Annotated in this window: 8 protein-coding genes; 2 read left to right on the forward strand and 6 right to left on the reverse strand. The window is 39.3% G+C overall.

Going from position 1 to position 7,499, the window contains the following annotated elements:
- The first annotated feature begins 32 nt into the window (after positions 1 to 32).
- The gene (ruvC, locus tag B3139_RS16765) at positions 33 to 599 is read left to right on the forward strand and encodes a crossover junction endodeoxyribonuclease RuvC (RefSeq protein ID WP_209577727.1); all 567 of its coding nucleotides are present in this window, start codon (positions 33 to 35) and stop codon (positions 597 to 599) included.
- Here ruvC and B3139_RS16770 read toward each other — a convergent pair whose 3' ends face one another.
- Positions 600 to 1,646, reverse strand: coding sequence for a hypothetical protein (locus tag B3139_RS16770; RefSeq protein ID WP_293884699.1), 1,047 nt, complete (start codon positions 1,644 to 1,646; stop codon positions 600 to 602).
- Between the two features lie 385 nt (positions 1,647 to 2,031).
- Here B3139_RS16770 and B3139_RS16775 point away from each other — a divergent pair, with 385 nt between their 5' ends.
- Complete coding sequence (locus B3139_RS16775; protein WP_046674894.1) at positions 2,032 to 2,505, forward strand: Lrp/AsnC ligand binding domain-containing protein; 474 nt, start codon at positions 2,032 to 2,034, stop codon at positions 2,503 to 2,505.
- 37 nt (positions 2,506 to 2,542) lie between these two features.
- Here the strand turns inward: B3139_RS16775 and B3139_RS16780 are convergent, their stop codons facing one another.
- The 5 genes from B3139_RS16780 to B3139_RS16800 all read right to left on the reverse strand — a co-directional run.
- Positions 2,543 to 3,607, reverse strand: a complete 1,065-nt coding sequence (locus B3139_RS16780; RefSeq protein WP_293884700.1) for a M20 family metallo-hydrolase — start codon at positions 3,605 to 3,607, stop codon at positions 2,543 to 2,545.
- The gene (gene proC, locus B3139_RS16785) at positions 3,597 to 4,403 is read right to left on the reverse strand and encodes a pyrroline-5-carboxylate reductase (protein WP_293884701.1); all 807 of its coding nucleotides are present in this window, start codon (positions 4,401 to 4,403) and stop codon (positions 3,597 to 3,599) included. The genes B3139_RS16780 and proC overlap by 11 nt, the downstream gene beginning before the upstream one ends.
- 27 nt (positions 4,404 to 4,430) lie before the next feature.
- Complete coding sequence (gene argB, locus B3139_RS16790) at positions 4,431 to 5,228, reverse strand: acetylglutamate kinase (protein WP_293884702.1); 798 nt, start codon at positions 5,226 to 5,228, stop codon at positions 4,431 to 4,433.
- A gap of 51 nt (positions 5,229 to 5,279) precedes the next feature.
- Entirely contained in the window at positions 5,280 to 6,242 is a 963-nt protein-coding gene (locus tag B3139_RS16795; protein ID WP_293884703.1) for an acetylornithine carbamoyltransferase, read from the reverse strand.
- 131 nt (positions 6,243 to 6,373) lie between these two features.
- A partial coding sequence (locus B3139_RS16800) for an aspartate aminotransferase family protein (protein ID WP_293884704.1) occupies positions 6,374 to 7,499 on the reverse strand: 1,126 nt, incomplete at its 5' end.

Below are 7,499 nucleotides of genomic sequence, written 5' to 3' on the forward strand. Positions count from 1 at the left end.
ACGAATAAAACGCAAAATTTGTATTATTGCATATGCAGAAGGAAAAGGCGAAAGAAAGAATAATTTTAGGAATCGATCCTGGAACAGTCGTACTCGGATATGGTATCATCAAAGAAGTGGGCAATAATATATCACTGATCTCCATGGGTGTGATCAAAATGGGCCATTTAGATGATCAGGCACTAAAACTACAACGTATTTTCAAAAAAACCTCTGCTTTGATGCAAGAATATAATCCCGACTGTGTAGCACTCGAATCACCGTTTTATGGCAAAAACATACAGGTAATGCTTAAGTTAGGACGAGCACAGGGTGTTGCCATGGCGGCAGCACTTGCACAAGATATTCCGATTTTTGAATATTCTCCAAGAAAGATAAAACAATCTGTCACAGGGAATGGAAATGCCACGAAGGAGCAGGTTTCTGCAATGTTAAAGAATCTATTGAAATTTGAAGAAACACCTCAGTTTCTAGATGCTACTGACGGCTTGGCAATTGCTGTCTGCCATTCTTTTCAGAAGAATGCGGTATCGGGCAGCAGTAAATCCTACTCAGGATGGTCCTCCTTCATCAAAGACAATAAGGATCGCGTCAAGTAATTACATCTGCACCTGACGAATCACACTTTTTACGTTTAACTCGACGATATCGGTCATCGTTTTACATTTGAGGTAGGAGTTATTCTGATAGAATTCCGCATAGCCCTCGCGTAGCTGTTTAATATTTTCTAAAGTGGAGAGTACCTGCGTCTGCGAAGCATCCCTCAAATCAGCAATTCGGTGTCTTTCGCTTCGAACTCTGTGTACAATAGAAGAACGCTCCTCTTGTTGATATTGTAATACTGTCTTTTCGTTCAAATGTTCCATGGCCAGCTTAACATAGGGAAGGTTTTCCTTAAAAAATTGAGGCATATAAACTTTCGGATTCCCCTCATAAAACTGTTGGTCGAAATCAATAGCTCTAATTCTAAATTGAAAATCATCAAAATCAGGCGTAATCTGCATGACGAAATTATAGGCTCGCATATCACCCAATAAGGTAATAATACATCTCTCATTAAATTTTACAAACTCTTTGGAAATTCGGGTCAAATTATAATCCGGAGAAAACATCCGTGTTTTTGAAAATGTATCTCCAGGAATTCCGACAATATGTTCTTCAACCAGCGTATCGTGGTCTACCATGTAATTTACCTGATTGGGAGACAATATTTCTTCCAGCTCCAATCCATATATTCTCGAGGCGTCGGCCTGTTTGATGTAGAAATAATCGTAAACATCATTTAGACGATTTACGATCCGTATACGAAATGGCTTCGTATTACCAAAACCGCAATATTCTACACGATCAATATATTTATGTTGTACTATACGCGTATTACCCGATGCTTTCAATTTTGCATAAATCACCTTTAGTCCGTCATACAATTGATCCATAAAGTAGTGTGGATATAGTGGAGTCTCCCAAAAGGTGTCGTTGCCAAATTTATCCATGACAGGTACTGTTTCCGTGAAATTCAGAAGATCCTTATATCCTATTGGCAGCTTTTCATCGCGCTGATACAGCTTAAGATACTTATGCAGTCCCTCACCAACTTCAAAAATTGGTTTCTTCTTCGAAATCTTTACGTCTTGAACTTCTTCCATCTCCTTTTCCTCTTTATTTTATTTACTCTATCAAAATATGGCGTTCAAATTTTTAAATGATCATACGATAAAACAAAATCATCAAATTTATAGTACAGTAAATCGATATTCTTTAATTATTCGCAATATATACTTAAATAATCTAGCCCAATATTGCTATCGTCCATGATAGCAATTACTTATCCAACAACAAAATATGCGCTAAAATAAGTATAACCACTTTCTATCAAAAACATATAACATTATCAATATCAATTCGTATTTTTTATTAAATTTACATCTATAAACCGAAAATTCTTAGTAATTTTGAAATAAATTTAATTATTTTAGCTATTGGTCCGATTCTGATGCAACGGCCAGTTAATGAACACAAAACCCATTGTTAATGGAAAATCAATATGCAAACTATGATCTAGACAATTTGGATATCCAAATCTTGTCTATTCTAATGAACGATGCCTCTATTCCTTATACCGAAATAGCAAAAAAGCTAATCGTGTCAGGTGGTACAATTCACGTTAGAATGAAGAAGATGGAAGAACTAGGTATCATTAGAGGATCAAATCTGATTATCAATCCTCAAAAAGTCGGATTTGATATTACAGCTTTTTTGGGTATCTATCTTGAAAAAGGTTCACAATATGCAGATGCAGTAGATAAATTGAAAGAAATCAAAGAAGTGGTCGAATTACATTATTGTACTGGCCAATACAGTATTTTTGCCAAAATAATCTGTAGAGATACAGTGCACCTCAGAAAAGTACTGAATGAAGATATTCAATCTGTGCCTGGAATCCAACGTACAGAGACCATTATCTCTCTCGAAGAGAGTATAAAACGTCAAATCAGCTTGGTCTAGTATAAAAAAAGCTTCCATCAAAAAATGGAAGCTTTTTTTATACTATCATTTCTAACATGCCGATATAGAGATCTATTCCTGTCCTAATCTCGTCAATATAAATAAATTCATCCGCCATATGTGAGCGTGCGCTATCGCCAGGCCCTAACTTCAAAGAGGGAACAGGGATAAGAGCCTGATCACTCATCGTAGGTGAGCCATAAACTTTACGTCCCAGTGCAATACCCGCTTTAACGATTGGATGGCTGTCAGAAATCGAAGAAGACTTCAAACGTGTCGAACGCGCTGAGACCTCCGATTTCACATGAGCTTTGATAATAGCTAATGTCTCTTCATTCGAATAAGCGTCTGTAGTCCTCACATCGACAACAAAGCTACAGGTAGCCGGTACAACATTATGCTGCGATCCCGCCTGAATAACTGTTACCGACATCTTAATTGGACCTAAGGTCGGTGAAGTTTTCTCAAACAAATAATTTCGAAACCAATCAATATCTTTGATCGCTTTATAGATCGCATTATCTCCTTCATCACGAGCAGCATGGCCAGCGGTTCCCACAGTGGTGCAATCCAATACAATCAATCCTTTTTCTGCAACAGCCAAATCCAACAAGGTGGGCTCCCCCACAATAGCAAAATCAATAGGACCAATTTCATCCAAAACAGATTCTATACCATTCCTACCAGAAATCTCTTCTTCGGCGCTTGCAACGAGACAGAAGTTATATTTTAAATCCGACTGCTGGTAAAAATACAAGAAAGTTGCGATCAAAGAAACCAGACAGCCACCAGCATCGTTACTTCCCAGACCGTACAATTTCCCGTCCTCTACCGTAGCCTTTAGCGGATCCCTTGTATAACCTGTATTTGGTTTTACTGTATCGTGATGAGAGTTGAGCAGTATTGTTGGTTTAGCACGATCATAATGGGCATTATATACCCAAATATTATTGCCCTTTCGATAGGTTTTGATGCCTCGTTCCTCAAAGAAACCATAAATAAGATTTGCTGTAAGTTCCTCTTCTCTACTTAAAGAGGATAATCCAATTAATTGTTTCAAAAGATTTAAGGCATCCTCAAACAGGCATTCCTTATCCTTCATGATACAATCCTCCTGCCTTATCTGCAGACAGCTTAATCCCTTTTATAAAGGCAGAACTAAAACCGTTATGTTCCATCTCATTTAGTCCCGCAATTGTACAGCCCTTTGGTGAGGTTACTTTATCAATCTCTCCTTCAGGATGAGCATTGGTATGCAGCAACAAGTCAGCAGCCCCCTTTGCGGTCTGAACAGCCATTTTAAGTGCATCATGTGCATGAAATCCAATTTCAACTCCGCCTTGTGAAGCTGCACGGATAGCACGAAGAAAGAAAGCGATACCGCATGCACATAATGCCGTTGCCGATGTCATGAGATCTTCATTAATGACAACCACTGAACCCACCGATTCAAACATATTTTCAACCTCTTTCAAACTATCGTCCGAAGCATTGTCACTGGCGATACATGTCATTGATTGACCTATTGCTATGGCCGTATTTGGCATCGCACGTATTACCGTGGCATCCTCACCCAACTCTGCTTTTAAATCAGCACAGGAAACTCCCGATACAATGGACACAAAAATTTGATTTGTCTTTTCAATTACAGGGGCTACTTCTAGCAGCACCTTTTTAAGCTGTTGCGGTAAGATAGCAAAGACGACAATATCAGCCCCCTGTACTGCGGTTTTATTATCATTGCTTACTGAAAAGCCACGGCTCGCTTCTTCGGCCAAAGCGTTCAGATTTCTCCTTGTCAATGTAATATCAGCAGCATGCGCAAATTCACTTTTTACAAGTCCCTTTGCCAAAGAAAGACCGATATTACCACTTCCGATAATGGTGACCTTTTTCATAGCGATCGTTAGGTTTAGGTTAGATTTTTATTTTAATGTCAAACAGGTACCAAACTGCCCTTGCTGGAATAAATGCAAATTATTAGCATTTCCAATATAGACCTCTTGTACACCTTTATTTATAGCATTGAATGCATTTTGCAACTTAGGAATCATTCCTTCATGAACGACACCGGATTCCTTCAGCTGTTCAAACTCTTCAGACTTAATGGTTGGGATGACAGAATTCTCATCTGTTACATCACGTAAAACACCGTTCTTCTCAAAACAGTAAACCAGAGACGTTTCATACAACGAAGCCAAAGACACCGCCAATGAGGAGGCGATGGTATCCGCGTTGGTATTAAGCAATTGACCAAGGCCGTTGTGTGTAATCGCTGAAAATACAGGAACAAACCCGGCTTCTAGAAATTTCTTAATCGCAAGGGTGTTCACAGAGTCATGGAGCAAATCACCCACAAAACCGTAATCGACATCCTTAACGGGACGCTTTATAGCTTTTATAACATCACCATCCGCTCCTGTTAATCCAACAGCATCACATTTCAGATTTTGTAATTTGGCAACGATAGTCTTGTTTGTCAATCCAGCATATACCATCGTTACCACACGTAACATTTCCTCATTTGTGACACGACGTCCCTCAATCATTTGGGCTTGAATCCCCAATTCATTGGCTAAACGAGTCGCAATTTTACCCCCGCCGTGGACAAGAATTTTCTTTCCTGACAATGCGGAAAACTTTTCTAAAAAAGAATCCAATTGGTGCTCATCATCAATAATATTGCCACCAATTTTAATTATATTTAATACACTATTAGCCATTACGCAACTTTTCCCAATAAAAATAGTTTTTCAATAATCAATAGGACTGGATTATACCAAATCCTCTAACATACGTTTCAAAACAACCTGAGCAGCCCATACACGGTTGCTAGCTTCTTTAATCACAAGTGAATTTGGCCCATCCAAAATCTCAGATGATAACTCCAGATCTCTTCTTACAGGCAGACAATGCATGACTTTAGCGTCATTCGTCAAACTTAGCTTCTTATTATCCATCATCCAATTATCTTCCACACCATATACCTCACCATATTCCTGATAAGAAGACCAATTTTTTACATAAACAAAATCAGCATTATTTAAACTTTCCTCGAGATTATTTGATATTGTTGCACCAGCAGTAAACTCTTCACTTAACTCGTATCCCATAGGCTGAGCTATCGTAAAATCGACCAATCCTTCCTCTTGTGCTTTACACATCCACTCTGCAAAAGAATTGGGTACTGCTTGAGGTAAAGCCTTAACGTGGGGAGCCCAAGCTAATACTACCTTTGGTTTTTCAACTTTCTTGTACTCCGTGATGGTTATCATATCCGTCAAACTCTGTAGCGGATGACGTGTTGCGCTCTCTAAGGAAACAACAGGAACGCCACAGTACTTCATGAATTTGTTAAAGAGGTCTTCGCTATAATCTTCTTCCCGATCTTTCAGTTTTGGAAACGACCGTAGTCCCAAGATATCACAATATTCACCCATTACAGCTGCGGCCTCACGAATATGTTCAACAGTTGTCCCGTTCATCACAACACCATCCTGTGTCTCAAGAGCCCAGCCGTCTTTATCCATATTCATGACCATGACATTCATCCCCAAATTCATCGCCGCTTTTTGTGTGCTTAAACGCGTACGCAAACTCGGATTCAAAAAAACAAGTCCCAACGTCTTATGCTGACCAAGTTCCTGATTATCATAGGGTGCAGCCTTCAAAACCAACGCTTCTTGAACAACGTCAGCTATACTAGGTACATCCTTAACAGAGAAAAATCTTTTCATCTATATTTATTTATTCGAGTGCACTTCAACGGACAATATTTAGACACGTCACACTCAGTATATATTTAAACTAATACAACACAATAAATCTGCTCAGGCTAAACCATCATGGATTAAACCCAGCGACAGTCTTATGCAACCGTTACTGCACTGATCTGCTTCTTCAATGCTACTAAAAATTGATCAGCATGCTCCTTCGTAATATTCAAAGCAGGCAGCAAGCGAATGACAAAAGGCTTAGCTTCTCCAGTAAATATACGATTCTTTAACAAGAGATCTTTCTTTACATGAGCCAAAGATTCCGGCAATTCTATACCGATCATTAAACCTCGACCTCTTACTTCTATAATCTCCTCAATCTGTTTAAGTTCATCAATAAGATATTGTCCCACCTGAGCAGCATTTTCCATAAGCTTCTCTTGTTGGATAACCTCCAATACAGCCAATGCAGCTGCGCAGGCCATATGATTTCCTCCAAATGTCGTTCCTAAGCTGCCATAACTAGCCTCAAATTTCGGTGAAATACTAATTGCGCCAATAGGGAAACCATTTCCCATACCCTTTGCCATGGTATAAATATCTGCATCAACTCCGGAGTAGTCTTGCGCATAAAACAAGCCAGTTCTTCCATACCCACATTGTACTTCGTCGGCAATAAACACAGCCTTATATTGGTTACAAAGAGATCGGATCAAGCGAAGAAAGGAGACTGAGGCTTCTCTGATCCCTCCTACCCCTTGAATACTTTCAATAATCACAGACGATATTTCATTGCCATATGATTCGAAGGCGGCCTTTAAAGCTTCTTCATCATTAAAAGGAAGGAATACAACATGGTCTGTCTCATTAACGGGCGCCACGATACTTGGATTGTCTGTTGCTGCCACTGCAAGTGACGTTCTGCCATGAAAAGCTTTTGAAAACGCTATAACCTTTTTCCGTTTGTTATAAAAAGAAGCTAGCTTAAGCGCATTTTCGTTTGCTTCCGCGCCCGAATTACAAAGGAATACATCATAATCAACCTTACCGGAAACTTCCCCTAGTAATCGGGCAAGTTCACGCTGAATTGGAATTTCAACAGAATTTGAATAGAAGCCAATACGGTTCAATTGTTCTGTGATACGTTGTACATAATGTGGGTGCGTGTGTCCTATCGATATCACCGCATGGCCACCATACAAGTCCAAGTAAGCATTTCCTTCGGCATCCCACACCGTCGATCCATTAGCCTTTACAATGTTAATGGGATTAATGGGA

It is taken from the genome of Sphingobacterium sp. UBA1498, assembly GCF_002325125.1.
Lineage (GTDB): Bacteria > Bacteroidota > Bacteroidia > Sphingobacteriales > Sphingobacteriaceae > Sphingobacterium.